Annotated in this window: 1 protein-coding gene; it reads left to right on the top strand. The window is 75.5% G+C overall.

What is annotated here, in order from left to right:
* Nucleotides 1–1,286, top strand: a 1,286-nt coding sequence (locus AC31A1_RS51600; RefSeq protein ID WP_489659941.1) for a primosomal protein N' family DNA-binding protein, incomplete at both ends; no start/stop codon positions are given.

The following is a 1,286-nucleotide window of genomic DNA, read 5'->3' as shown; positions in this document are numbered from 1 at the left end:
GGGCTGATCGACGGGTTTCTTGTCGAGCGGCTGGCCGCGTCCGACTACTCCGGGCCGCTTGCCGCGCTGGCGCAGGTCGTGTCGCCCGAACCTGTGCTGAGTGCGGAACTGCTGGGGCTCGCTCGGGCCGTTGCCGATCGGTATGCCGGGAGTCTTGCCGATGTGCTGCAGCTCGCCGTGCCGCCGCGCAGTGCTCGGGCCGAGCAGAAGCCGTCGCCTGCGCCGTTGCCGCCGCCCGAGGTGCCCGAGCCGGGGTCCTGGGTGCGGTACGAGCGGGGGGCCGGGTTTCTGGAGGCGCTGGCCTCGGGGGGTGCGCCGCGGGCTGTGTGGAACGCGTTGCCGGGGCCCGAGTGGAGCGAGGAGATCGCGCGGGCCGTCGCCGCGACGCTCGCCTCGGGGCGCGGGGCGCTCGTCGTCGTACCGGACGGGCGGGCCGCCGGGCGGGTCGACGCCGCGTTGACCGCCCTGTTGGGGGAGGGACGGCATGCGCTGCTCACCGCCGATGCCGGACCCGAGAGGCGGTATCGGCAGTGGCTGGCCGTGCGGCGGGGGGCCGTGCGTGCGGTCGTCGGGACGCGGGCCGCGATGTTCGCGCCCGTTCAGGATCTGGGGCTTGTCGCGATCTGGGACGACGGGGACGGAAGCCACAGCGAGCCGCACGCGCCGCAGCCGCATGCGCGGGACGTGTTGTTGCTGCGGGCCGCGTTGGACAAGTGCGCGTTCCTGTTGGGGAGTTGGAGTTGCACCGTGGAGGCGGCGCAGCTCGTGGAGAGCGGGTGGGCTCGGCCGTTGGTCGCGTCGCGGGACCAGGTGCGGGTGGCCGCGCCGCTCGTACGGACCGTGGGGGACGGGGACTTGGCGCGGGACGAGGCCGCTCGCGCCGCGCGGTTGCCGACGTTGGCGTGGCAGGCGGTGCGGGAGGGGTTGAAGCACGGGCCCGTGCTGGTGCAGGTGCCCCGGCGCGGGTATGTGCCGCGGATGGCTTGCGCGCAGTGCCGGGCCGCCGCGCGGTGTCGGCACTGTGCGGGGCCGTTGGAGGGGCAGGACGCGGGTGTGCTGCGCTGTGGGTGGTGCGGGGTCGAGGAGAGCTCCTGGCACTGTCCCGAGTGCGGGGGGTTCCGGTTGCGGGCCCAGATCGTGGGGGCGCGGCGGACCGCGGAGGAGCTGGGGCGGGCGTTTCCCGCGGTGCCGGTGCGGACGTCCGGGCGGGAGCAGGTGCTCGACACCGTGCCGGGGACGCCCGCGCTGGTCGTGAGTACGCCGGGGGCCGAGCCGGTTGCCGACGG

Source organism: Streptomyces sp. P5F9 (assembly GCF_057961495.1).
The sequence above is the reverse complement of the archived record's forward strand: the minus strand, read 5'-3'. Positions and strand labels throughout refer to the sequence as shown.